Source organism: Brevibacterium sp. Lmc1 (assembly GCF_057654315.1).
Genome location: NZ_CM172803.1, coordinates 527815 through 550929, shown reverse-complemented (window position 1 = coordinate 550929; position 23115 = coordinate 527815). Strand labels below are relative to the sequence as shown.

Genomic DNA, 23115 nt, shown 5'->3' with positions numbered 1-23115 from the left:
GCCCCGCCACCGCTCTCATTCCACGGTCGGCAGGACCACCTCGGCGAGGGTGAGCACCGCTTCCACGGAGGCTTTTCCGTGGTCGGTGCGGTGGGCGAGGTAGAGCATCGTGGGCTCCTCCGGGATATCGAGGGGCACGGCCACGGTGCCGACCTCACGGGTGGCGGCGGACACCGAGTCGAAGGTGATCGAGATGCCGAGGCCGGCCGCGACCAGAGCTCCGATCGTCTGCGAATCCGGCGCGCTCTGGACTACGCGCGGTGCGAACCCCGCTTCGTGGCACAGACGCAGCGTCGCCTCCCGCAACGTCGAGGAAGGATGCCCGGGAAGAGCGATGAAATCCTCGTCGGCAAGCTCGTCCACCCGCACCGAGGCACGTCCCGCCAGACGATGACCCACCGGCAGGGCTGCCGAGAGACGCTCGACCATCACCGGCCGACCTGTGACCCCGGGTGGCTGCTTCGCCCACCTCACAAGCGCGAGGTCGAGCGAGCCGTCGACGAGGCGGGTGATCCCCTCCTCGGCGTAGACATCGGAGTGGAGCCCGAAGCTGACCCCCGGCCTGTGCGCGGCGGATGCAGTCACGAGCGCCGCGGCCAGTCTGCGCGATGACGAGTGGGCGAATCCGAATTCGATGTGTCCGGTCTGCCCATCGGCGGCCCGGCGCACCGCCTCGGCGGCCAAGGTTCGGTACTCGATCATCTTCCGCGCCGGCTCCACCAGCGCCTCTCCCGCCGCGGTCAGCGCCACATTGCGGGTCGTGCGTCGGAACAGATCGACGCCGAGGTGGTCCTCGAGCGCGCGGATCGTGCGGCTGAGCGGCGGCTGCAGCATTCCGAGCCGTTCGGCTGCACGACCGAAGTGCAGCTCTTCGGCGACTGCGAGGAACGCTTTGACCTGCTGAATCTCCATCGACTGCTCCTTTTCCGAATCCGCGCTGGAGCCTCTGCCGTTGCCCCGACCGACATCCCAGCCAATACCTGTTCCGATAATAATCCATGTACATTATTGCTGATCCTGTTATATGGTGGGACGGACCACGCGCCCGCTGCCCAAGCACGGGCCCGGGATGCCGAGCTCGACTCCACTGACAGCACTGTCAGCACACAGCAGCGCCGCCGGCCCGACGAGAGGAAGACATTCGACGATGAAGCAGTCGACCACTTCTGAGCCCCACGACAGCGGCTCTGCCCACGACCACCATCGGTCACCTGCCCACGACCGCCTCGAGGAGTTCCTCCCCCGCGCCGGCTCGGGTCCCCTGTCGGGACAGATCGTCGTCGACTTCTCCCGCGTGCTGGCCGGACCGTACTCGACGATGATGCTCGCCGACCTCGGCGCCACCGTCATCAAGGTCGAAGGACCCAAAGGCGATGACACCCGGCACTGGGCGCCGCCGGTGCGCGACGAGGATGCCACCTACTATCTGTCGATCAACCGCAACAAATACGACATCGTCCTCGACTTCACCGACCCCGACGACCTCGCCACCGCACAGAAGCTCGCGGCCGAAGCCGATATCGTCGTCGAGAACTTCAAACCGGGCGGGCTGGCGAAGTACGGACTCGACTACGACAGCGTCTCCGCTGCCAACCCGACGGTCATCTATGCCTCGGTGACCGGGTTCGGACGTGAGAACCCACTGCCCGGATACGACCTCCTCATGCAGGCGCTGTCCGGTTTCATGTCGGTCACCGGCAGCCCCGACGGCTCGCCGTACCGCGCCGGTGTCGCCGTCTTCGACGTCATGACCGGTCTGCACACGACGATCGGCGTCCTCGCCGCGATCCAGCACCGCACGCTCACCGGCGAGGGCCAGCTCGTCGAAACCAACCTCATGTCCTCGGCGATGTCCGGCCTGGCCAACCAGTCCGGTGCCTACGCCGCCGCAGGCGTGAATCCGACCCGGATGGGCAACGCCCACCCGAGCCTCTACCCCTACCAGCCGATGGTCGCGAAGTCCGGTGAGATCATCGTCGCCGCGGCCAATGACGGCCAATTCCGGATCCTCGCCGAGGTGGTCGGACGCCCCGATTGGTGCGACGACGAACGATTCGCCCAGGCGAAGAACCGCAACGCCAACCGCGACTCCCTTGAGCCCGAACTTCTCGAGGCCCTCCAGGCTCACACCGCACAGGAATGGTTCGACAAGCTCTCAGCCGCGGGCCTGCCCTGCGCCCCGATCAACACGATCGCCGAAGGCGTCGAACACGCCAAGAGCCTCGGTTTGGAACCGGTCGTGGACACCGGCAGCGGCGACCGCATCATCCCGACCGTCCGCAACCCGATCACCCTGTCGAAGTCGCAGGTCTCCTACGACCTCGCTCCCCCAGAACTCGGAGCCGACTCCGATCAGGTCCGCGCCTGGCTCGACAGCCTCTAGATCGCACCGTTTCGGACTCACCCCGACCGAACCGCAATCCCGACACTTGCACGCAGACTTCTGCACAGCATCCACCTGAAGGAGACACAGCAATGGACAACTCAGAACTCGACGACATCCTGTCTGCCGTCCGAGAATTCGTCCGCGAGAAGGTCGTCCCCCTCGAGACCCAGGTCGAGGACGAGGACGCTTTCCCCGAGGCGATCATTAAAGAATCCGCCGAGATGGGACTCTTCGGCTGGGCCCTGCCCGAGGAGTACGGCGGCCTCGGCCTCAATGCCGAACAGGACGCACTGCTGGCCATGGAACTCGGCTACACGACCCCGTCGTTCCGCTCGCTGTTCGGCACGAACAACGGCATCGCCGGACAGGTGCTCGTCAACTACGGCACCGATGAGCAGAAATCCGAATGGCTGCCTCGACTGACTTCCGGAGAGGTCGTCGCCTCCTTCGCCCTCACCGAATCCGAAGCCGGCTCCGACCCCTCGGGCCTGCGGACGAAGGCCACACGCGACGGTGATGACTACATCATCAACGGCTCCAAGCGGTTCATCACCAACGCCGAGGCGTCCGACGTCCTCATGGTCTTCGCCCGCACCGACCCGAATGCCACGGGCTCCAAGGGCATCTCCGTCTTCCTCGTGCCCACGAAGTCCGAAGGCGTGACCGTCGGCCCGCACGATCACAAGATGGGTCAGGCCGGCGCCTGGACCTCGGAGATCTTCTTCGACGACGTGCGCGTGCCTGCCGCCAACCTCATCGGCGGTGAGGAGGAGAAGGGCTTCTACGCCGCCATGGCCTCACTCAACAAGGGACGCCTGCACATCGCCGCGATCTGCGTCGGCCAGTCGATCCGCATCCTTGACGAATCGGTGCGCTTCGCCGCCGAGGCGAAGCAGGGCGGGGAACCGATCGCCCGATTCCAGCTCGTACAGGCGATGCTCGCGGACATCTACACCGACGTCGCCGCCGCAAAGGCCCTCGCCCTCTCAGCCGCACAGCGCTGGGACGCCGAGACCGATCGCAAGCTCGGCCCCTCCTCGGCGAAGCTCTTCGCCTCCGAAGCACTCGCCCGCATCGCCGACAAGGGCGTGCAGATCCAAGGTGGAATGGGCTATATGCGCGAGTCCGCGGTCGAGCGCTTCTACCGCCACGCACGCCTGTTCCGCATCTACGAAGGCACCTCCGAGGTCCAACGCGTCGTCGTCGCCAAGCAGCTGCTCAAAGGCGCGCACAAACCGCAGTTCAACCTCTGACGCAGGCCGCAGTATCCTGCACGCATAAGCGCAACGGCGGGCCGCCTCGGCGAGGTCCGGCTCCGCTTGGCCACAAAAGAACGAAAGGCATCCCATGACTGAATCCACGCCCGCGCATACCGGCATCACCGTCACCGAACTCGGCGGAGTCACCGCGATCCCCGGCCTGCTGGCCGGCAAGGTCGCCGTCGTCACCGGCGGCGGTCAAGGCCTCGGCCTGGCGATGGCGCGCAGCCTCGTCGACTCTGGCGCGAAGGTCGTACTCGCCGATATGAATGAGGAGACCCTGCAGGCGGCCGTGACAGAACTCGGCGGGGAGGGCGTGGCCACCGGCGTGGTGTGCAACGTCTCCGATCTCGAGGCCGTCGAGAAGCTCGCCGAGGCGGCCACGACCGCTTTCGGCGGCGTCGACATCTGGGTCAACAACGCCGGCATCACCCGCGATGCGACGATCCGGAAGATGACCGAGCAGCAGTTCGACGACGTCATCTCCGTGCACCTGCGCGGCACGTGGAACGGGCTCAAGGTCGCCACCGCACTCATGCGCGAGCAGGACCGCGGCGGATCGATCATCAACGTGTCTTCGATCAGCGGCAAGGTCGGCAACCCCGGTCAGTCGAACTACTCCGCGGCCAAGGCGGGCATCGTCGGCATGACGAAGGCCGTGGCCAAGGAGGTCGCATTCAAGAACATTCGCATCAACGCGATCCAGCCCGGCTTCATCAACACCGCCATGACCGCGGCCATGCCCCAGCACGCGATCGATTCGAAGCTCGCCGAGATCCCGCTCGGCCGTCCCGGCGAACCCGAGGAAGTCGCCTCGGTCGTGCTGTTCCTCGCCTCCGGGCTGTCGAGCTACCTCACCGGCACCGTCACCGAGATCTCCGGCGGCCGCAACATCTGACCAGGCAGAACCTCGCCGAGGCGACGCGCCGTTCGCGTCGTCCCCTCGCCGAGGCGACACGTCGTTCAGATCGGCCCGACGTCCCCGCGGGGACGTCGGGCCGATGTCGTTGGGTGGGGGCGTCCCGCGGGGACGTTTCAATGCAAGTTCCCGACCGCGTCAGTGCGGTTGGTTCTTTTACATCCCCGCGGGGACGTCCGGCTGTGACGGTCGGACCGCCTCGGCGAGGGTCAGTTCTCTGCGGTTCGCCGGCCGGGCAAGCGGACGACTCCGAAGGCGAACATGCCGATGAGCGGCAGCAGCGGCCAGATCCAAGTGACCCCGTTGTCGTTGACCATCCCGGTATCGGCCATGATCGCCAGGCCGGCACAGATTGCGACAGACGCGGCGGTCGGCTTCCACACAGGCGGCGCGGGACGGTCGTCGGGCGCGGGTGTTTCGAAGCGGCCGAAGATCGCCACGAGCACTCCGGTGATGGCCAGCAGAGCGATGGCCCACAGCGGTCGGGTGGCCCACCAGATGCCGGTCAGCGGGGTGGGCAGCAGGGCTCGTGCGTCGAGGGCGATGAGGATATTGGCCAGGGCCGTCAGCGCGGTCAGGTGCCAGAGGAACCAGGTCATGATGCGCTGGTTGACCATGACGGTGAGGAACCACAGGCCCGGGCTGCGTAGGAGTTTCGCCAGTGGGCGCTGGAGCATGAGGACGATTCCGGCCTGCGCCATGCCGAGGAAGGCCATGGTCACGCGGGTCGGGGCCGAATTCGAGATCGCGTCAGTACCGGCGGTGATCATCGACACCGGGTACGGGCCGAGCCCGACGAGAAGCCCGAGGCCGACGGCGCCGATGACGAAGAGCAACAGGCAGCGTTTGATGTTGGAGAGTCGCCCGTCGAGCCAGGCGTAGCCGAACTGGTGGAAGCTCGCCCAGACGAGCAGGTAGTTCGGGTATCCGGCGAGCTTGCTGTCGGCGGCGATGCTGATGATGTCGATGATCCCGGCCATGCCGATGCTGACGATGATCGACCACCAGCCCCACTTTTCCCACAGGATCAGGCACGGCGGGGCGACGATGACGACGAGCAGGTAGGCGGCGAGGAACCAGGTCGGCACCAGTGCCATCTGGGAAGCCAGCTGCACGGCGGCAGGCTCGGCACCAGCGGCTAAGGCGATGACGCAGGTGACCAACCAGGTCAGCAGCAGCGGGATGAGCGGCAGACCGAGTCGGCGCAGGCGCGCCCTCAGCCATTCGCCGTACCCGGTGTTCCGCCGCCTCGCCGAGCGCCACGACAGGGCGTTGGAGTATCCGCCGACGAGGAAGAAGATCGGCATCACCTGGAACACCCAGGTCAGCGGGTGCGTCCACCGGGCTTGGTCGAGAAGTCCGTGCGGGTTGATGCCGCCGGTGGCGCTGACGGCGATGATCGTCCAATGGCCGAGCACGACGACGGTGATCGCCGCGGCGCGCAGGAAGTCGACCTCGCGACTGCGAGAGTCCGGGGTCGCCTCATCGACCTTGCGGGCCTGGGCCAGAAACGAGCGGGGCATGCGGGGACGTCCTTGTCGGTTGGTCGAGGGAGCAGTTGGTCGAGGGAGCAGTTGGTCGAGGGAGCAGTTGGTCGAGGGAGCGGGCAGTGCGGGTCCCGCCCATCGCCGAGGTGGTCGACCGCCTCGGCGTGGTCAGGCGCGGTATTTCACCTCGCCGTCGACGACGGTGAGCGCGACTCGGGTATCGCGGATCGCCTCGGCGTGGGCGAACAGGGCTTCTTCGGAATCGTAGCCGAGGAGGCCGTCGCGCTCTGCCGCGGCGACCTCGGGATCGAGCCCTTCGGCCGCGCACGGATCGGTGTCGACGACGATGAAGTCGGCGTCCATGCCCGGCGCCAGATATCCGCGCCGGTCCTCGAGCCCGGCGGCGAAGGCCGGTCCCTGAGTGTGCAGGCGGATGGCCTCGACGGCACTCAGCCGACGGTGCGGCTGGAAGCTCGTCGTCGCGTCTCCGGAGATGTTCGCCCTGGTCATCGCCGCGTAGATCGCGGCGAACGGGTTGGCAGGTTCGACGGGCCCATCGGAGCCGAAGACCACTTGGGCACCCGCAGCGAGCAGATCCGGCCAAGCATAAGCGGCCAGCTGCGCGGATTCGTCGATGAGGTGGAGCAGGTGCAGGTCGGAGATGCAGTGGCGCGGCTGCATCGACGCGAGCACCTCGAGCTCGGCGAACCGGGCGACGTCGGCGGGTTGGATGAACTGGGCATGTTCGACGCGGTGACGCATGGGTCGGCCGAACTTCTCCTCCGCGGCCTTCGTCGTCTCCCGCAAGCGGTCGTAGACAGCGAGCACATGATGGTTCGCCTGATCGCCGATGGCGTGGATGGCCACGGATATTCCCGCCTCGGTGGCGATGTGTGCCTGGTCGAAGAGCTCGTCTTCGGTCATCTGCACGACACCGAAGTTCTCGTCCTCACCGTCGACTGCGGGAAACGCTGAGGACATGTGCGAGGTATGCGAGCCGAGCGCCCCGTCCGAGAACAGCTTCAGCCCACCGCATTGCAGCCAATCATCGCCGTCACCGGTGTGCCAGGCGGTTTCGATCGCCCACGGCACTTCGGGTGAACGCAGGAACAAGGTCACGCGCATGTCCTGGCGACCGGCCGCGTGCAGGTCGTTCCAGCCCAAGGTCGAGGCGATGCCGTCGAAGTCATGGATCCCGGTCAGCCCCTGTGACAGGAAGAGCTCCTGGGTGGCGGCGAGGCGTTCGACTTGGTCCTCGCGGCTGGGTTCGGGGATGAAGCGGGCGACGAGATCGGTGGCGTCTTCGCGTACGAGACCTGTGAGCTGACCGTTCTCGTCGCGGACGAAGCTGCCGCCGGAAGGGTCGGGGGTCGCCTCGTCGATGCCGGCGATCTCGAGAGCGTGGGCGTTGACCCACAAGGTGTGCAGATCGAGTGACCACATCGCCACCGGATGGTCGGGGACCTCGGCGTCGAGGAGCTCACGGTCAGGGTAGCTCGGGTCCTCCCACTTGTTGAGGTCCCACCCGGAGCCGACCACCCAGGTGCCCACCGGGAGGGAATCGGCGCGTTCGCGGATGGCGGCGACCGCCTCGGGCAGCGATTTCGTCTGAGACAGATCGAGGTCGGTCAGGGAGTCGGCGTACAGGATCGAGTGGATGTGGCCGTCGACGAATCCGGGCAGAATGACCTGCCCGCCGCAGTCGATCTCATCGATCTCGAGGCCGGGGATGACCGCAGTGGCACCGACCCCACCCGCCGAGGCGAGCGCCGCCGTCGTCGACGATTCCGCGGCGGCGATGTCGAGGAGTTCGGCCCGGGTGCCGATGGCCACGATGGTCTCCCCATCAACGAGGATCGCATCCGGGGCCGGCCGCGAGGGGTCGGAGGTGGGCGAGGGGTCGGAATCGGGGGCCGTTTCTGGGGCCGCTTCTGCGTTCGATCCGATCGGGTCGGATGCGATCGACGCAGGGGTGTTCGAGTCGGGGGCACTCGAGGCGGCTTGGGGTGCGAAAGTGCGCACCACGGCGTTGGAGAACAGACGCATGGACACCAGTCTAGAGCGGGTCCGGCGAAGGCGCTGAGCGTCCCGACCACCACCCCTTCTTGCTACCTGACGGCGGCCCAGATACCTCGCGCGAGGTTGCTGCGCCGCCGTCAGGTAGTAATTGGTGGGTGAAGGTGAGGGCGCGGCAGACGAATTTCTACGAGGAGTAGAATCGAAGGCACGACTCACTTCTTCAGCACCGATGACTCGCGGCTGGCGGCGAGCGCTCGGATCATCCTGCCCGCCATCTGGCTCGGACTCATCATCGGCATCTCGCTCATCGAGGCACCGCTGAAGTTCACCGCCCCCGGCATCACGATCCCGCTGGGGCTGGGCATCGGTCGGCTGGTGTTCGGAGTGATGAACTGGGTCGAGCTCGTCATCGCCGTGATCCTGCTGTGGTCGCTGCTGAAGTCGGGTGTCGATCGCGTCTATCGCAGTGTGGCATGCGGGCTCATCGGAGTGCTCATCATCAAGGTCGTCGTCATTCGGCCGCTGCTCAATCAGCGCACGGATGCCGTGCTCGCAGGTGTCGACGAGGGTGGGTCGTCCCTGCATCTGCTCTATATTGCCGCCGACGGACTGCTCATCGTAGGGCTGGTTGCCGCACTCGTGATGGCAGTGCGCCGTTGGGTATTGATCCGCCCGGCCGTCGCGGCAGACGACAGATAGAGGAGGCCGCTGGGTCGGCTCAGACCGAAACCGCAGCCGCCTTCCGCGCCCTCACCTGATCGAGGAAAGCTGAGAAGAGGATCCGACGGTCACGGACATCGGCGCCGTTCTCCTCCAGGTGCCACTCGAGGCCGCCGCAGCGATTGGTGCTGGGCCGCGCCTTCACCGAGCACCGAGCACCGAGCACCGAGCACCGAGCCATGGCAACTCAGCGGCCTCTTCGGCGAACAATCGCCTTCTGATCAGGTCATCGGGATAAAACTCGATGCGCCACACAAAACTCGATACCCGACTGTACAAAAGCCGATGGTTACCGGCACAAAAGTCGATGCGCGAACTCTACATCATTCGTCCGGGCTCCCGACCATCTGCTTCAGCTCCGGCACCTGTGTGAAGATCTTGTCCCGAAAGTCGTTGAGTCTGAGCACGTCGTCGAAACTCAGATGGATGACCTTATAGCCCAAGCTGAGAAGCCGATTGTGCTGTTCGCCTTCCCTCCGGATCAGCGAGGGACCCACCAGAGCGTATTTCTCACTTCCGTCGACCGCGAGGATCGTTCGTGCCTGTTCATTGAGAAAATCGACTCGAGCAATGAAGCCTCGGCTGTCTCGGACTTCGATCTGCTGTTCGAACCCCGTCAGGTTCAAAGCGATGAGGTTGAGTCGGCATTTGCTCTCGGCTGGGCTCTCAGAGAACGGCCCGATCGCATCAACCATCCGCTGCGCGGTGACCTGGCCCGATCGCATGCGAGCAACCGCAGGATAGAACGCCGTCTTGATGATCCGACGTGCCTCGGACTGAAACTTTTCTGTATACCCGGACCTCGGATTGAAGCCAGGGAAATGATCGGCCGTCGCCTGACGCAGTACCCATTCCAGTGCTGCAAAAGCTTCGTGTTGACCCGAAATCCGAATGAGGTCCAAGGCCGTCCTGATCGCCGAGGTGGCCGCAAGGTGACCGAATCGGACCTGATCCTCTGCGGGTACCTCATCCCGCACACGGATAATCTCCTTAGTGTGCGAATTGCTCCTTGGGTGTCTGACCGTGATCGCTTGCGATGCGTCCTTGTACAAAGGTATTCCGTGGAGGACAGCCGCCGATTTGCCAACGATCACGTCCTCTGGCCGGTACCAGCGGTAACTCTGAATGCGCAGCGCTCGGAGCTGGGTCTGATACCTGAAATCGCGCTTCAGGTCGGCTGGAGTTTTGCCGACGTGGAAACTGATCCAGTCGACGTCTCTGATAAATGCCGCAATCCGACTGTGGTCTTTCACTCCGCACTCACGGATCACCGAGTACACCCCGCGGCAGAGACGAATCAGACAACAATCCAGCGCGCTCTTGATCGTTTTGGAAGAGATGCCGGCGGCGGAGAACTCTTCACGATAGATCGTATTCTTCATCTGGCGAGTATCGGCATCAGCGAACTGCCGTTAGTACCCCTTGCGCTGAGGTTGTGGACAACGTTTCGTCGTCCACAAGTCAACGACGGTCGAGTCGAGATATTCTCCACAGGCCACCGATGAACGTCTCTGCACACGAATCCCTGAGAACTCGCAGATGCTGGGCACCGCTGAGACGGTTTAGCCCAGTTGAACCTATGAACGCGCCGACTGTCTGGATTCTCTAAAGGTGCCGAATGAGAAGGTACTCCACAGTGTCTGGTGCGCAAGTGAGCGCTCAGTCCACTGGAGCCCAAGTCTGGTGATCGGCTTTTGCACCATCCGCCATCGACTTACGGGCCATCTGTCATCGCCTTCTGATCGATGCATCTGGTTCGAACTCGATGGTTCGGTCAAAAGGCGATGAGCGCCCGAGAGTCGCCTCAAGTGGCTCCTCACCATCCCCATGCTTCCCGGAACGTACCCTCCGCCGGCCCCGCCGGCGGCATGACATCAGCGCAAAGGCAGAACTCACCCGCAGTCAGACGCCCCGGAGCCCGACCCGGACTCAGAAGTACACCGCAAGGGGGCCGCGGGGTCCGTCGATGACGTCGACTGGAGTGTCGAAGACACGTGAGAGCACCTCGCCGGTCATGATCTCCTCGGGCGCACCGAATTCGATGACGGCACCGTCTTTGACCGCACAGATGTGGTCTGCGTAGTGACCGGCGAAGTTGATGTCGTGGAGGACGATGACGATGGTCCTCCCCATCTCGGCGGCGGCCCGGCGCAGGTGCTGCATCATCTGCACCGATCGCTTCATATCGAGGTTGTTCAGCGGCTCATCGAGCAGCACGTAGTCGGTGTCCTGCGCCAGCACCATCGCCACATAGGCCCGTTGCCGCTGCCCGCCGGAGAGCTCGTCGATGAACCGATTCTCCAGCTCACCGAGCTCGAGGAAGTCGATCGCCTGCGAGATCACTTCCTCATCGGCGGTCGTCAGTCGACCTTTCGAATGGGGGAACCGTCCGAAGCCGACGAGCTGCCGGATCGTCAGCCGGGTGATGAAGTGGTTCTCCTGCCGCAGGATGGACACGATCTTCGCGAGATCCTTCGACTTCGTCGAGCTGACGTCATAACCGGCCACCGAGATCGCGCCGGAATCCATCCCGAGCAGCCGCCCGATCATCGTCAGCAGAGTCGACTTTCCGGCGCCGTTCGGCCCGACCAGAGCGGTGACTCCCCCGGCAGGGATCTGCAGATCGACGGGCCCGATCGAGACTTCGTCGGCGTAGGATTTGCGGACCGATTCGAGCGTGATCACAGGCGCCCCTTTCTCAGGATGACGAGCAGGAAGGCGCCGCCGCCGACGATCTCGATGATGATCGACACGACCCCCTCGGCGTAGAAGATGTTCTTCATGACGAAGTACGCCCCGCCGAGAACGACGAATCCAATGAGCGCGGCCATCGGGAAGAGGCGTTTGTGGTCGAAGGTGTCAGCGAACTGGTAGGCGAGCATTGCGACGAGGAAGCCGAGGAAGACCATCGGTCCGATCATCGAGACGGACACTGCCATGAGGATGGAGACGAAGAAGAGGACCTTGAGCAGTTCGCCCTTATAGTTGAGTCCCAGGTTGCTCGTCATGTCCCGTCCCAGGGCCACCACATTCAGGCGTGAGGAGCAGAGGTAGAGCCCGAGGCAGGCGAGCAGGCACAGCGGGATCGACACCGGCAGGTAGCTCGAATCCGAATTCGAGATCGACCCGAACAGTCGGGCGGAGAGGACGTCGAATTCGCTCGGGGTCAGCGTCCGCTGCATGAATGTCGCGACCGAGCCGAGTCCGCCGCCGATGACGACGCCGATGAGCAGCATGAGCGCCACCGAGGAATGCCGTCCCGACAGCAGCCACCCGTAGAGCGCCAGCGACAGCCCGACCATGAGCACGAGCTGGACGATGAAGGGCACTAGCCCCTTGAGTTCGACGATCGCGGTGACTCCGAAGAAGTACATCGCCGAGGTCTGGATCGCCACGTAGAGGGACTCGAATCCCATGATCGATGGGGTGATGATCCGGTTGTTCGTCACCGTTTGGAAGGCGACCGTGCCGAACGACTGACACAGTGCCACCAGGGCGATGACGACGAGGTTCGTCAGCCGCAGCTCGGCGATCAGCCAGAACCCCGGGTCGGTGATCGGCATCGGATTGTCCCAGGCCAGGATGCCCAGAGCGATCCCCGCCGAGGCGACCGCCAGCACGATGATCATCGTCCAGTAGCGACGCTGCGACCGTTTCGTCGGAAGCGGTCCCGACGACCGCTGAGCAGTCGCAGACCCTCGCCGAGGCGGCCGACCGTACCGTGCGCCCGCACCGGACCGGTCCCCGCCGTTCACGACGGTGGCCGCGGTCGGGTGGGCCGCCTCGGTGCCGGTCCCGGTCGATTCGGTTTCATCATTTGCGCGCATCCGAGCTCACCCGACCTTTCGCTGACGCAGGAGCAGGGCGACGAACACGGTCGCGCCGACGACGCCGAGGATGAGGGAGACGGGCAGTTCGAAGGGCATGACGATGATCCTGCCGATGAGGTCGCAGATGGTGACGATCGCGATGCCGAGCAGACACACCCAGGGCAGGTTCGAGCGCAGGTCGTCGCCGCGGATGAGCGAGACGATGTTCGGCACGATGAGGCCGAGGAACGGCAGGTTGCCGACGACGACGGTGACCACTCCGGTCGCAATCGCCACGAACACGGTGCCCAGCAGCAGGATCTGGTTATAGTTGAGACCGACGTTGGTGGCGATCTCCTTGCCGAGCCCTGCCACGGTGAAGCGGTCGGCGAGGATGAAGATGGCGACGACGACGGCCGCGACGATCCACAGGGTCTCGTACTGGCCGCGCAGGATCGACGTGAAGCTGCCGGCGAACCAGATGCCCAGCGACTGCAGCATGTCCGTCTGCACCGCGATGAATGTCGAGACAGCGCCGACGACGGCGCCGAGCATGATGCCGACGATGGGCACGATGAGCGAGGATTTCAGGGACACACGGCGCAGGAAGACGAAGAAGACAAGGGTGCCGATGAACGCGGCGATGATCGCGCCGACCATTCGCGCGACGATCGAGGCATCGGGATAGACGATGACGGTGAGCATGAGGCCGAGCCCCGCCCATTCGGTGGTGCCGGTCGTCGTCGGCTCGACGAATCGGTTCTGGGTCAGCAGCTGCATGACCAGTCCGCACATCGCCATGGCGGCGCCCGCCAGGACGAGGGCGATCGTGCGCGGGATCCGCGTGATCTGGAACATCTCGGCCCCGCCCACACCGCCGAAGATGTCGTAGACGCCGGTGAGCAGCGAGAGCGCGAGGAGGATGGCGACCCCGACGATGCCCAACAGCAGGGGCCATCCGAACAGAGGTGCCTTCGCCGAGGCGGCCCCACGTACGGACGAGACTGCCGTCCCGCTGGGGGACGGATCGACCGTTCCCTGCCGGGACTCAGCCGTCCGGTTGCGTCGGGCTTCGTTCCGACGTCGGGCCGCCTCGGCGAGGGTCATCACTTCTGAGCTTCGAGCTTGTCTGCGAAGTCGTTGAAGAACTCGGTGTACGTCTGGATGCCTTCGTTGAGGTAGGTGTCCTCGGGGAAGTAGACGATCTTGTCGTCCGTGATCGCAGGAACGTCCTTGAGCGCTTCGGAGTCTTCGAGGACTTCGGCGGCCGGGGCCGAACCTTCGTCGCGTTCTTCAGGGGCGAAGGAGGCGTCGCGGTCGAGGACGATCATGAGGTCGGGGTTCGACTTCGCGATGGCTTCGACGGAGACGTCGTCGCCCTGGTGGTCTTCGCTGCCCTCTTCGACCTCGAGGGCCGGGTCGAGGTCGAGGATGTCGAAGACCGGTCCGACGGTGCGGCCGACCGACGGTGCGGCATAGCCGATGTCGCCGGCCGAGGTGATCAGGCCCATGGCCGTGTCGTTGTCGTCGTAGGCCTTCTGGGCGCGCTCGATGGAGGCGTCGAAGTCGTCGACGAGCTTCTTCGCTTCATCCTGCTTTCCGAAGACTTCGCCGAGGACCTCGGTCTGGCGGCGCAGCTCGGCGTCGAAGTCCTCTTCGTCGCGGGGATCGAGTTCGAGCACGGTTGCGTCGGGGGCAAGCTTGGCCAGGTCGTCATGGAACTGGGCGAAGCGCTGGCCGTTGACGATGAGATCAGGCTTGGCCTCGACGACCTTCTCGAGGTCGGGTTCGCGGTGGCTGCCGAGGTCGAGGATGGAATCATCCTGCGTGTAGTCGAGGTCGTCGCTCATCAGGGAGACGGCGCCGCCGCTGAGTTCGATGCCCCAGTCGCTGAGCGTCTGGAACGTGCGGTTATCGGTGGCGACAACGGACTTCGGCGGGGAGGCGACGGTCTGCTTGCCGTTGTTGTCCTCCACCTCGATCGTGGATCCGGAGTCTTCGGCCTGAGCCGAATCGGAGTCTGCCGAGCCGCAGCCGGCCAGAGTCAGAGCGACAACGCCTGCCAGGGCGCTCAGTTGAAGGCGAGTCGAAACCATGGGGTCCCACTTTCAGGAATGTACGTATGAGAAAAACGTGTGCGCACACTGAAAGTAAGCTTAGCCTATGCTTTGAAAATAAAGTCAAAAAAGTATGACGTTATCTGCATCACATCTGAAGTGAGGTCGGGTGGGCGTGTGATGGGGTGGTCGCGCGGTAGGCCTCAGATCAGATGGCGGCGATGAGGCGGTCGACCTCTTCCTGAGTGTCGGCGGCGGCGGTCGGTCCGCCGGATCCTCCGCGACTGACCTTGAGTCCGGCCTCTTCGACGATGACCGCCCCACCGGCGTAGTCGTAGATGCCCAGTCCGCGTTCGGCGTAGCCGTTGACCCGGCCTTCGGCGACCATGCACAGGTCGAGTGCCGCCGATCCGCAGCGGCGGATGTCGTCGTAGCCGTTCATGAGGTCGTCGAGCTTGGCCAGTTGGGCGCCGCGGTTGCTCAGGGCATAGGCGAATCCGGTGGCCAGGAGCCTGCCGGACAGCCCGGGCGGAGTCCCGTGCAGTCGTCGCGCCGGAACGGCGGAGCCGGCCTTGCGGTGGTCGGCCAAGCGTCCGTCGACCCGAAAGGCACCGCGACCGGCAGCTGCCAGCCATGTGGCATCCAATCCCGGCGAGGCGACGAGTCCGATCTGCCAGTCGCCGAGTCCGCGGCCGGCAGCTGCCTCAGCTGCGGCCGCACAGACTCCGACGGAGAACGCGTGGTGTTCGATGTTGCGGACATAGTTGACGGTGCCGTCGATCGGGTCGACATGCCATTCCAGACGCGGACCCTCGTCAGCAGCCTCGTTGAGTGCACCGACCTCCGAATCGAAAGCGTTGAGTTTGAGCAGGAAGTCCGCCGGGAAGAATTCGACCGGATCGAGGGCGTCCGAACCCTCTTCGCCGACCATGAGGTCATGGGGCCTGACTCGGTTGAGGTAGCCGCGCACAAGCGCCTCGATCTGCGCATCGGCGCGAGTGACGAGGTCATTCGGCGAGGTCTTCGTGTCGACGACACTGGCGTCGAGGCTCGCGCCGAGCAGCGGCCTCCAGGCGAGCATCTGTTCCCACGCGATGAGTGAGAGGTCGGAGGCGATGCGGATCAGAGAATGGTCGGCGATCTCAGCGGGCAGCGATTCGAGCTCGGAGTTCATACGGCCACTCTAGACAACCCTCTCCGCATCTCGCCCGAGTGTCCGCCGCCGGCCGGGAACCACTCAGATCCGCGACACGTGTAACAAGACTGCAATACACCGGCGAATATGTACTTCTTGTATCTAAGCTGTCCGAGGGGGTCGGGAACTCCGATTGCACGGCTTTTCCGCCGAACTGGAAACGCACCTGAGGTTGTCGCCAGGGAACTTCGGCATCTGATATTTCAGAAACAGTCGAAGAGTCGAATCGTGATGCGATTTCCGCACGCAGGGCAGAATCTTTCTGAAGGCTTTCTCAGCCCATCAGCCCTGTTGCCTCCGTTCATGCAATTCCCTGCTTCCGGCTCCGCGAAGATTCGGTCACGGAATCGTCAGAAAACGTCCATGAATCGCACAAGGGCGGTGATCCATATCGAGCATGGATCACCGCCCTGGTATCTGCGAGGGAAGTGCGAGCACAGAGGGGACCGGCAAATGTCGTTCTGCCCCTGTGTTCTCTGGGGTCAGGCGGGGTCGGCGACTCCGGCTTTCGGCTCGCTGCGCTTGACCGGTCCGTGCCTGCGCACGATCTCCTGAACGGCCTGCGAGGAGGTGCCGGCCGCCTCGGCGATCGCACCGAAGGTCGCGCCTTCTTCGCGGGCGCGCAGAATCGCCATCACATAGTCGGTGTTGATTTTCGAACGCTGCCGTGCGACCTTTCGGACGACTCCGACTAATGCAGTCTGATCAACTGTCAATTCACGAGCTCGACGAGACATGGTTTCTTCCCTTGCATTCATGTAGTGGCCCGTTGCCACGAATTGGTGTAGTCCCATTAGATACCACGAATATGTCAAGACGCCAAGAATTCCCGAATATAGGAACTCAGGCTACTGAGTAGCACCGTTCTGAGCACGTGAGATAACGAACGCATAACTTTCCCTGATCCTGGACGATGACTCTCGCTCGCCATCCCCGCCGTGGAAGATATCGGTGTTCCGGCAACCCAAGTGGCACAATGCGGACATGACGACTATGGCCCATCCCACTGGAGCGAATCGGGCGACCGTCGACGAAGACGAGTCCCAGACAGCGCTTCCCACCGCACTCGCCGAACAGTTCCGCACCGCGGGCATCCGTGATTTCAGCATCGACGACACCGATCGCGCCGCATACTCCTCCGACGCTTCGCTCTTCCGGCTCGTCCCTGCCGCCATCGTCTTTCCTCACGACGAAGACGAAGTGGCGCGGGTCCTCTCCGTTGCCCGCCGCCTCGGCGTGCCGATCACCAGCCGTGGCGCCGGCACATCGATCGCCGGCAATGCCATCGGCCGCGGCATCGTCCTCGACTTCTCTCTCCATATGAACGCGGTTCTCGACCTCGACCCGGAGGAACAGTCGGCCTGGGTGCAGTCCGGCTGCGTCCACGCTCATCTCCAGAAACAGGCCAAACCACACGGTCTGCGCTTCGGCCCGGACCCGTCCACCCACACCCGCTGCACGATCGGCGGGATGATCGGCAACAATGCCTGCGGCCCGCGAGCTTTGGGCTACGGCCGCACGGGCGACAATATCCTGGCACTGAAGATCATGCTCATCGACGGCACCGTCGTCACCCTCGATGACTCGGACGCTTCCACGACGTTCCCGCGGCTGCACGAACTCGTGGCACAGAACCTCGGCACCATCCGCACGAACTTCGGCACATTCTCCCGCCAGGTCTCCGGGTACGGGCTCGAGTCACTCCTCCCGGAGAACGGCTTCGACGTCCGGCGCGCCTTCGCCGGCACCGAGGGCACCTGGGGTGTCATCCTGGCGGCGAAGATGCGCCTGGTCAAGGATCCGAGCTTCACCTCGGCGGTCGTCCTCGGCTACGCGGACATGGTCGCCGCCGCCCACGATGCGCCGCTGCTGAAGGACTTCCCCGTCGCCGCCTGCGAGGGGCTCGATTCGCGCATGCTCGACCGGGTCATCGACACCAAGGGCGCCGAGGCGGTCCCTCCCCTGCCGGAGGGCGCGGGCTGGCTCGTCGTCGAGCTCACCGGCGAGGACGAGGCAAAGCTCGAGGCCGAGACCCAGCGCCTCATCTCCGAATCGAAGTCACTCGACTCCGCGGTCCTCGACGCCCAGGCGGCCGCCGAGGTGTGGGCGATCCGCGCCGATGGCGCCGGCCTGGTCTCACGCACACCCGATGGGCGCGACGCCCACGCAGGGTGGGAGGATTCGGCGGTTCCGGTGGACCACCTCGGCGATTATCTGCACGACCTCATGGAGCTGCTCGAGGAGCACGGACTGTGGGCCATTCCCTATGGCCACTTCGGTGATGGCTGCCTGCACATGCGTGTGGACTTCCCGCTCGAGGATCCGAACGGCGGGCAGGTGATGCGCGATTTCATGGTCGCGGCCACGAAGCTCGTCGCCCGCTACGGCGGGTCGGTCTCCGGGGAGCACGGGGACGGTCGGGCACGCTCCGAACTGCTGCGGCTCATGTACGCCCCGGCAGCGCTCGATCTGTTCGCCCAGGTCAAACGCCTCTTCGATCCTCAGCATCTGCTCAATCCGGGTGTCATCGTCGACCCCGACGCTCTTGACGAATCGATCCGTCTGACTCAGCTGCCTCTGCGTCAGGAGCTGCCCGGCACTCTGGCGATGGCCTATGAAGGCGAGTCTGCCGGTTTCGCCTCGGCCGTGCACCGGTGCACCGGAGTCGGCAAGTGCCGCGCGGATTCGGCGGCCGGCGGCGGCATCATGTGCCCGTCGTATCAGGCCACCCGGGACGAGCGGCATTCGACGCGGGGTCGGGCACGCGTGCTGCAGGAGATGGTGTCCGGGGATCTGCTCGAGCCTCGTTGGGACTCCCCCGAGGTGCACGAAGCCCTCGACCTGTGCCTGTCGTGCAAGGCCTGCGGGACCGAGTGCCCGACCGGCACGGACATGTCCACGTACAAGGCCGAGGTCCTGCACCAGACCTATCAGGGACGGCTGCGGCCGATGAAGCACTATTCGCTCGGGTTCCTTCCACAGCTCGCTCGCCTGGTCACCCCGCTCGCGCCGGTCGTCAACCGGGTATCGGGGCTGCCGGGGCTGACGACCCTGGCGAAGAAGGTGGCCGGCATCGACGTTCGTCGCTCGATCCCGCAGTTCGCGTCCACGACGTTCAGGAAATGGTGGACCACCACCGCCGAGGCGGCACCGCGGTCGCGTGCGAACGACGAGTCACCGGCCGCGGCTTCGCTGCGGCCGAATGCAGAAGTCGTGCTGTTCGCCGATTCCTGGTCGAACCATTTCGCTCCGCGCATCCTCGCCGCGGCCGTCGCGGTGCTCGAGCAGGCCGGTGTGCGTGTGCGGGTGATCGATCAGACCGTGTGCTGCGGGCTGCCGCTCATCTCCACCGGTCAGCTCGATGCCGCGAAGGTGAATCTCTCGGAGACGATCACGGCTCTCGACGCCACCGACGATGTGCCGATCATCGGAGTCGAACCCTCGTGCTTGGCGACGCTGAAGGACGATTCGCTCAAACTCGTCGCCGACGAGGCGTCGCACCGAGTGGCCGACCGGGTGCAGACGCTGGCCCAGTATCTGCTGAGCATCGGCGCCGAGCTGCCGGACCTGTCCGGCGTCGAGGCGCTCGTGCAGCCGCATTGTCACCAGTCGGCGATCTTCGGCAACGCGGCCGATAAGGAGCTGCTGGCCAGGGCGGGAGCGGACACGGAGTTCCTCGGCGGGTGCTGCGGTCTGGCCGGGAACTTCGGCGTCGAAGACGGCCATTTCGAGACCTCGGTCGCCGTCGCCGAGGTGGCTCTGCTGCCGGCGCTGCGCAAGCGGGGACGGGCCGCCGGCGCGGAGCCTCGGACCAGCTCCGGTACAGGTGCGTCGCCGAATCGTGCGACTGAGTCCGGTACAGATGTGTCGCCGAATCAGGCGACGGATACGGGTGCGGACGACCGGTTGCAGGTCGTTCTTGCCGACGGGTATTCGTGCCGCACGCAGATCACGGATCTCAGCGACACCGAGGGCGTGTCGTTGGCCGAGCTCCTCGCCTGGGGATGGGGGCTCCAACCGCGGCGATGATGCCGAGGTCAGGGCCGCCTCGGCGAGGTTTCAGGCCTTGGCCGTCAGCACCGGGACCTCGGCTTCGAGGAGGATACGCTGTGCCTGCGAGCCGAGGATGAACTTCCCGATCGCTGAGCGTTTGCGCAGGCCGATGACGATGAGCTGGGCTTCGTACTCCTCGGCGAGGTCGTTGAGTGTGCCGGGCAGATCGTCTTCGTGATCGGGTTGGAGCACCTCGACGTCGACGTCCGATTCCTTGCCGAGGTCGACGATCCGCTTGATCTCGTCTTCCCCGATCTCGGTCGGAGCTCCACTGGCACCTCGTCGCTGTGAGTTGATCACGACGGCAGCGCTCGACCGCAGTTTGGCCTCTGCTAATCCCGCACGCAGAGCAGCCTCACCCTCGGGAGCGGGTAGGTAGCCAATGAGAATCGTCATGGCCCCCAGTATATGGACTCATCCATGATTCGTTCACTTCGGGATCACGCTTCGGTCAGCACCCCGCAACCCCCATTGCCCCAATTGCTACCTGACGGCGGCCCAGCAACCTCGCGTGGAGTGGTCCCCGAAAGTTGGACTGTGATCAACACAAACCAACTTGAAGGGACCACTCCATGCGTCAGGACTGTCTGATCACGAACGATCAAGCTCAAGCCGCGATCGAACTCTTTAACCAAGGCCTGGGTTACGCCGCGACAGCGACCAAGCTCGACGTCCATAAACCCACACTCAAACTCCTCCACGACCGATGGTTAGTGCGTGGAACAATATCGGTCATGGAACCGCATCAACGCCGCCGCATCCCCAAAGAGACGAAGATCGCGACCGCGAAACGGTACCTAAACGGCGAACACAAAGTCGAACTCGCCAAGGAACTCGGTCTAGCCTCGTCACGTCCCATCCTGGACTGGGCGAAGGAATACCGGAACAAAGGCGAGGACGCTTTCACACCACACCAGGCGACGGGCAAGGGCAAGACAACTCGGATGCGGGCGATCGATAAAGGGCAGGACCCAGACGCCGACCCAGCACAGGCGAAACCGGACGTGCTGGCGAAGAAAACGCGTGTCGAGGACATCAGCCTGGCCGAGTACCGCCAGTTACAAGACCGACTGCTGCGGGCCGAAGCGGAGAACGCGTACTTAAAAAAACTGAAGGCCTTGAGGCAGAACGGGCAGCTGTAAAAGCACGCATTGTTGCCAGTCTCAAGGCGAACTACCCCCTGCCCGTGTTGCTGCAAATTGCGGGTTTGGCCCGGTCGACGTTCTTCTATCACCAGAAACGCTTCGGTCAGAAGCCTGACCCGTATGTGCAGGTGAGAGGCCGGATCCGGGAGATCTTCACCGGCAGCCGCGAATGCTACGGGCACCGCAAGATTTGGGCAGTCTTGGTCAAAGAAGGCATCACGATCGCGAAGAAGACTGTGCTGCGGTTGATGCAGGACATGGGCATCAAGACCAAGGTGCGCAGGAAGCGGTACAACTCCCACCGCGGCACGATCGGCCGCGTTGCCAGCAACGTCCTCAACCGGGAATTCACCGCAGATGAACCGAATGAGAAATGGGTTTCTGACGTCACGGAATTTCCTGTGGCGGATCAGAAACTGTACCTGTCGCCGATCATTGATCTCTTCGATACCAGTGTGGTGTCGTACTCGATGTCGATGTCACCAAACACGGCATTGACGAACGAGTCACTGACGAATGCGTGTCAGGGGCTGCGGCCGGGACAGAAACCGTTGGTGCACACGGACCAGGGTTTCAGTACCAGCACGTGTCGTGGGCGGCGATCCTGGCCAAACACGGTGCTACCCCGTCGATGTCGCGGAAGGGAAACTGTTGGGATAACGCGATGGCGGAGAACTTCTTCGGGCAGTTGAAGTCCGAGATGTTCTATCTGCAGAAATTCGACTCGGTCGAGGACCTGAAGAAAGCGATCGATGAGTACATTCATTGGTATAACTTTGAGAGGATCTCGATGCGACTAGGCGGCCTTGCCCCGATGGAGTATCGGACCAAGACCGCCACAGCCGAACAGCCGGCAACTGCTTCATGCTGACCCCACAGCAGTCCAACTATTGGGGACCACTCCAGCGCGAGGTTGCTGGGCCGCCGTCAGGTAGTAATTGATGCTTCGACGACCGCTTGCGCCCTCTCTGCGTGGTCGCGCAGGGCGTCGATGAGCTCAGGTGGGTCGAGCACTTCGATCTCGGCGGGGATGGACGCAAGGGTGGCCGCGACCCATCTGAGGTCCCAGAATCCGCAGGTGATGCGCACCCCATCGGCCGCCTCGGTGATTGTGGCGCTCCGGGTGGGGAACCATTCCTTCGCTTCCCGCGCCGAGGCGGCAGTGCGCAGAACGACGGTGTGCGGATACGCGGTGGTGGTCACGGCTGCGGACACAGCCGCCTCGGCGTCGGGGTGCTCACGTGGGGTGATGCTCAATGTCGTCGCGTGAACCCGGCTCATCCGGTCGAGGCGGAAGACCCGATGGTCATCGCGGTCGAGGTCGAACGCGAAGAGGTACCAGTGCGCGCCGAAGACGACGAGACGGATTGGTTCAACGCGGCGGGCCGTCGAGGGGTGGTCGCCGGCCGGGCCGGGGGACGCTTCGGCAATCGCAGTGCCGGACGCGTCGGTGGTCAGGGCGCCGGCCGGGCCCGTGACGGTGGGGTCGTCGACGGCAGGGCGCTGCATCTTCCGATAGTCGAAAGTCGCGATCGTCGACGCATTGATCGCCGAGGCGAGCGTGATGACCGCGCTGATGTCGACTCCGGGTGCGTGGCCTTCGGACACAGACACAGCCGTCGAGATTTCGGCGACGGTCGCGCGCATCGCGGCCGGGAGCATCGTCTGCAGCTTCGTCGTCGCCGATTCCGCGTGTTCGGTGTCCAGGCCGGCCCCACGCAGGAGTGCCAGGCCGACCGCGGTGGCCAGCGCCTCGCCTGCCTCGAGCTGCAGAGGCGGAAGCATCGTCCGGGATTCGGCGCGATAGCCCCCGGTCAGGCCCGGTGCCGAGGAGATGATGTAGCCGAGATCGCGCAACTCGGCGATATCTCGACGGATGGTACGTGGGGTGACGTCGAAGCGGGCGGCGAGCTCGAGGGCAGTGCAGCTCCTGCCGGATGCGAACAGTCCGAGCAGGCTCAAGAGTCGCGTCTCCGACCGCATTCCACCTCCGAATGAGAAACTTTCGCCCGACTTATTGATGCGGACAGTATATGTCCGCATAGCACCTGACGATAGGATCACCG

The 23115-nt window shown here is 64.4% G+C and carries 21 protein-coding genes; 8 read left to right on the top strand and 13 right to left on the bottom strand.

Going from position 1 to position 23115, the window contains the following annotated elements; translation table 11 throughout:
• Window positions 1-15: 15 nt before the first annotated feature.
• Window positions 16-912 (bottom strand): LysR substrate-binding domain-containing protein, encoded by an 897-nt coding sequence (locus tag AC239G_RS02430; RefSeq protein WP_482401297.1) that lies wholly within the window; start codon window positions 910-912, stop codon window positions 16-18.
• A 235-nt stretch (window positions 913-1147) separates the two neighbouring features.
• On the opposite strand from AC239G_RS02430, the gene AC239G_RS02425 reads away from it, so the two are divergent.
• The 3 genes from AC239G_RS02425 to fabG all read left to right on the top strand — a co-directional run bounded on the left by AC239G_RS02425 (window position 1148) and on the right by fabG (window position 4543).
• Window positions 1148-2383 (top strand): CaiB/BaiF CoA transferase family protein, encoded by a 1236-nt coding sequence (locus AC239G_RS02425; protein WP_487489715.1) that lies wholly within the window; start codon window positions 1148-1150, stop codon window positions 2381-2383.
• A 92-nt stretch (window positions 2384-2475) separates the two neighbouring features.
• A complete protein-coding gene (locus tag AC239G_RS02420) occupies window positions 2476-3639 on the top strand; it encodes an acyl-CoA dehydrogenase family protein (protein WP_487489714.1) in 1164 nt (387 codons plus the stop codon).
• A 94-nt stretch (window positions 3640-3733) separates the two neighbouring features.
• Window positions 3734-4543: a 3-oxoacyl-ACP reductase FabG gene (gene fabG / locus AC239G_RS02415; protein WP_139470393.1), complete on the top strand. Its 810-nt coding sequence runs from the start codon at window positions 3734-3736 to the stop codon at window positions 4541-4543.
• Between the two features lie 230 nt (window positions 4544-4773).
• On the opposite strand, the gene AC239G_RS02410 is transcribed toward fabG, so the two are convergent.
• The 3 genes from AC239G_RS02410 to AC239G_RS02400 all read right to left on the bottom strand — a co-directional run bounded on the left by AC239G_RS02410 (window position 4774) and on the right by AC239G_RS02400 (window position 8480).
• The gene (locus AC239G_RS02410) at window positions 4774-6087 is read right to left on the bottom strand and encodes an acyltransferase family protein (RefSeq protein ID WP_139470392.1); all 1314 of its coding nucleotides are present in this window, start codon (window positions 6085-6087) and stop codon (window positions 4774-4776) included.
• 132 nt (window positions 6088-6219) lie between these two features.
• Window positions 6220-8097, bottom strand: a complete 1878-nt coding sequence (locus tag AC239G_RS02405) for an amidohydrolase (RefSeq protein ID WP_487489713.1) — start codon at window positions 8095-8097, stop codon at window positions 6220-6222.
• Window positions 8098-8282: 185 nt separating this feature from the next.
• Window positions 8283-8480, bottom strand: coding sequence for a hypothetical protein (locus tag AC239G_RS02400; RefSeq protein WP_345788954.1), 198 nt, complete (start codon window positions 8478-8480; stop codon window positions 8283-8285).
• On the opposite strand from AC239G_RS02400, the gene AC239G_RS02395 reads away from it, so the two are divergent.
• Window positions 8458-8769, top strand: a complete 312-nt coding sequence (locus tag AC239G_RS02395; protein ID WP_487489712.1) for a hypothetical protein — start codon at window positions 8458-8460, stop codon at window positions 8767-8769. The two genes, AC239G_RS02400 and AC239G_RS02395, sit on opposite strands and share 23 nt — an antisense overlap.
• Window positions 8770-9113: 344 nt before the next feature.
• Here the strand turns inward: AC239G_RS02395 and AC239G_RS02390 are convergent, their stop codons facing one another.
• The 7 genes from AC239G_RS02390 to AC239G_RS02360 form a co-directional block, all read right to left on the bottom strand.
• Window positions 9114-10172, bottom strand: coding sequence for an RAP domain-containing protein (locus AC239G_RS02390; RefSeq protein ID WP_139470389.1), 1059 nt, complete (start codon window positions 10170-10172; stop codon window positions 9114-9116).
• Window positions 10173-10719: 547 nt separating this feature from the next.
• Window positions 10720-11475: an iron ABC transporter ATP-binding protein gene (locus AC239G_RS02385; RefSeq protein WP_139470388.1), complete on the bottom strand. Its 756-nt coding sequence runs from the start codon at window positions 11473-11475 to the stop codon at window positions 10720-10722.
• The gene (locus AC239G_RS02380) at window positions 11472-12617 is read right to left on the bottom strand and encodes an iron chelate uptake ABC transporter family permease subunit (protein WP_139470387.1); all 1146 of its coding nucleotides are present in this window, start codon (window positions 12615-12617) and stop codon (window positions 11472-11474) included. Before AC239G_RS02380 ends, AC239G_RS02385 begins: the two co-directional genes overlap by 4 nt.
• Window positions 12618-12623: 6 nt before the next feature.
• Window positions 12624-13706 (bottom strand): ABC transporter permease, encoded by a 1083-nt coding sequence (locus tag AC239G_RS02375; RefSeq protein WP_487489711.1) that lies wholly within the window; start codon window positions 13704-13706, stop codon window positions 12624-12626.
• Window positions 13706-14695 carry a siderophore ABC transporter substrate-binding protein gene (locus AC239G_RS02370; RefSeq protein WP_487489710.1) on the bottom strand — a complete coding sequence of 330 codons (990 nt, stop codon included), beginning with the start codon at window positions 14693-14695 and terminating at the stop codon, window positions 13706-13708. Before AC239G_RS02370 ends, AC239G_RS02375 begins: the two co-directional genes overlap by 1 nt.
• A 169-nt stretch (window positions 14696-14864) precedes the next feature.
• A complete protein-coding gene (locus AC239G_RS02365) occupies window positions 14865-15830 on the bottom strand; it encodes an inositol monophosphatase family protein (protein ID WP_487489709.1) in 966 nt (321 codons plus the stop codon).
• A 503-nt stretch (window positions 15831-16333) separates the two neighbouring features.
• Window positions 16334-16486, bottom strand: coding sequence for a hypothetical protein (locus AC239G_RS02360; RefSeq protein ID WP_164742748.1), 153 nt, complete (start codon window positions 16484-16486; stop codon window positions 16334-16336).
• A 358-nt stretch (window positions 16487-16844) separates the two neighbouring features.
• Between AC239G_RS02360 and AC239G_RS02355 the strand changes: the two genes are divergently transcribed.
• Window positions 16845-19880 carry an FAD-binding and (Fe-S)-binding domain-containing protein gene (locus AC239G_RS02355; protein ID WP_487490101.1) on the top strand — a complete coding sequence of 1012 codons (3036 nt, stop codon included), beginning with the start codon at window positions 16845-16847 and terminating at the stop codon, window positions 19878-19880.
• Window positions 19881-19910: 30 nt separating this feature from the next.
• On the opposite strand, the gene AC239G_RS02350 is transcribed toward AC239G_RS02355, so the two are convergent.
• Entirely contained in the window at window positions 19911-20300 is a 390-nt protein-coding gene (locus AC239G_RS02350; protein WP_139470383.1) for a universal stress protein, read from the bottom strand.
• Window positions 20301-20476: 176 nt separating this feature from the next.
• On the opposite strand from AC239G_RS02350, the gene AC239G_RS02345 reads away from it, so the two are divergent.
• Genes AC239G_RS02345 through AC239G_RS02335 form a run of 3 tightly spaced genes read left to right on the top strand, consistent with a single transcriptional unit; the run spans window position 20477 to window position 21920 of the window.
• Window positions 20477-21046, top strand: a complete 570-nt coding sequence (locus tag AC239G_RS02345; RefSeq protein WP_487489708.1) for a hypothetical protein — start codon at window positions 20477-20479, stop codon at window positions 21044-21046.
• 8 nt (window positions 21047-21054) lie between these two features.
• A complete protein-coding gene (locus tag AC239G_RS02340; RefSeq protein ID WP_487490100.1) occupies window positions 21055-21741 on the top strand; it encodes an IS3 family transposase in 687 nt (228 codons plus the stop codon).
• Entirely contained in the window at window positions 21714-21920 is a 207-nt protein-coding gene (locus AC239G_RS02335) for an IS3 family transposase (RefSeq protein WP_487489707.1), read from the top strand. Before AC239G_RS02340 ends, AC239G_RS02335 begins: the two co-directional genes overlap by 28 nt.
• Window positions 21921-21976: 56 nt before the next feature.
• Here AC239G_RS02335 and AC239G_RS02330 read toward each other — a convergent pair whose 3' ends face one another.
• Complete coding sequence (locus AC239G_RS02330; protein ID WP_487489706.1) at window positions 21977-23032, bottom strand: helix-turn-helix transcriptional regulator; 1056 nt, start codon at window positions 23030-23032, stop codon at window positions 21977-21979.
• Window positions 23033-23115: the final 83 nt, after the last annotated feature.

Excerpts from the sequence above, each read along its gene's own strand:
- AC239G_RS02430 (WP_482401297.1), bottom strand. The coding sequence starts at position 912 with ATGGAGATTCAGCAGGTCAAAGCGTTCCTCGCAGTCGCCGAAGAGCTG.
- AC239G_RS02425 (WP_487489715.1), top strand. The coding sequence starts at position 1,148 with ATGAAGCAGTCGACCACTTCTGAGCCCCACGACAGCGGCTCTGCCCAC.
- AC239G_RS02420 (WP_487489714.1), top strand. The coding sequence starts at position 2,476 with ATGGACAACTCAGAACTCGACGACATCCTGTCTGCCGTCCGAGAATTC.
- fabG (WP_139470393.1), top strand. The coding sequence starts at position 3,734 with ATGACTGAATCCACGCCCGCGCATACCGGCATCACCGTCACCGAACTC.
- AC239G_RS02410 (WP_139470392.1), bottom strand. The coding sequence starts at position 6,087 with ATGCCCCGCTCGTTTCTGGCCCAGGCCCGCAAGGTCGATGAGGCGACC.
- AC239G_RS02405 (WP_487489713.1), bottom strand. The coding sequence starts at position 8,097 with ATGCGTCTGTTCTCCAACGCCGTGGTGCGCACTTTCGCACCCCAAGCC.
- AC239G_RS02395 (WP_487489712.1), top strand. The coding sequence starts at position 8,458 with ATGAACTGGGTCGAGCTCGTCATCGCCGTGATCCTGCTGTGGTCGCTG.
- AC239G_RS02400 (WP_345788954.1), bottom strand. The coding sequence starts at position 8,480 with ATGACGAGCTCGACCCAGTTCATCACTCCGAACACCAGCCGACCGATG.
- AC239G_RS02390 (WP_139470389.1), bottom strand. The coding sequence starts at position 10,172 with ATGAAGAATACGATCTATCGTGAAGAGTTCTCCGCCGCCGGCATCTCT.
- AC239G_RS02380 (WP_139470387.1), bottom strand. The coding sequence starts at position 12,617 with ATGCGCGCAAATGATGAAACCGAATCGACCGGGACCGGCACCGAGGCG.
- AC239G_RS02375 (WP_487489711.1), bottom strand. The coding sequence starts at position 13,706 with ATGACCCTCGCCGAGGCGGCCCGACGTCGGAACGAAGCCCGACGCAAC.
- AC239G_RS02370 (WP_487489710.1), bottom strand. The coding sequence starts at position 14,695 with ATGGTTTCGACTCGCCTTCAACTGAGCGCCCTGGCAGGCGTTGTCGCT.
- AC239G_RS02365 (WP_487489709.1), bottom strand. The coding sequence starts at position 15,830 with ATGAACTCCGAGCTCGAATCGCTGCCCGCTGAGATCGCCGACCATTCT.
- AC239G_RS02360 (WP_164742748.1), bottom strand. The coding sequence starts at position 16,486 with ATGGCGATTCTGCGCGCCCGCGAAGAAGGCGCGACCTTCGGTGCGATC.
- AC239G_RS02355 (WP_487490101.1), top strand. The coding sequence starts at position 16,845 with ATGGCCCATCCCACTGGAGCGAATCGGGCGACCGTCGACGAAGACGAG.
- AC239G_RS02350 (WP_139470383.1), bottom strand. The coding sequence starts at position 20,300 with ATGACGATTCTCATTGGCTACCTACCCGCTCCCGAGGGTGAGGCTGCT.
- AC239G_RS02345 (WP_487489708.1), top strand. The coding sequence starts at position 20,477 with ATGCGTCAGGACTGTCTGATCACGAACGATCAAGCTCAAGCCGCGATC.
- AC239G_RS02335 (WP_487489707.1), top strand. The coding sequence starts at position 21,714 with ATGGCGGAGAACTTCTTCGGGCAGTTGAAGTCCGAGATGTTCTATCTG.
- AC239G_RS02330 (WP_487489706.1), bottom strand. The coding sequence starts at position 23,032 with ATGCGGTCGGAGACGCGACTCTTGAGCCTGCTCGGACTGTTCGCATCC.